Origin of the sequence: Paraburkholderia ginsengiterrae, from assembly GCF_001645125.1 — a bacterium.
Lineage (GTDB): Bacteria > Pseudomonadota > Gammaproteobacteria > Burkholderiales > Burkholderiaceae > Paraburkholderia > Paraburkholderia ginsengiterrae.
Genome location: NZ_LXKA01000236.1, coordinates 1 through 458, shown reverse-complemented (window position 1 = coordinate 458; position 458 = coordinate 1). Strand labels below are relative to the sequence as shown.

1 pseudogene is annotated in these 458 nt (G+C 62.7%); it reads left to right on the top strand.

Annotation, left to right across the window (positions count from 1 at the left end):
- Positions 1–240: pseudogene (locus A6V37_RS41455) on the top strand (hypothetical protein); the annotation flags it as partial.
- Positions 241–458 lie beyond the last annotated feature (218 nt).

Sequence of the window (458 nt, the reverse complement as noted above, 5' to 3'; positions counted from 1 at the left end):
GTGTCGCGCAAGCACGTCGTCTTGCAGGACCACGGTCTCGACAAGGCGCTCGTCCACACGCTGATCGCGAAGGCGAAAGCGGCGCTCGAGAAGGTCGAGCACGTCTCGTTCATCCAGCCGGTGCGCACCTTGAACCGTACGGTCGGACCGCTGCTGTCCTGCACGATCGCGAAGCAGTACGCCGACGACTGTCTGCTCGACGACTCGATCCACATCCTTTTGACCGTCACGGCGGCTCAGCGCTCTCTCTCGTCCGCCGCTGCCGCCGCACAGAGCCGTCTTGATAGAATCATTCGCTGAGGGCACGGCAACCATCAACGACTGTCCGGCGAACAGCGCCCGAAAAGGCACACCATGGGCTGCTGCACTACAGGTGAAGGGTCACGCGTGCGTAAGAGCAATCGTGGAGGCCTTGCTACTGATGCCTTGCCACAGCTCCGTATTCCCGACCGCTGGCC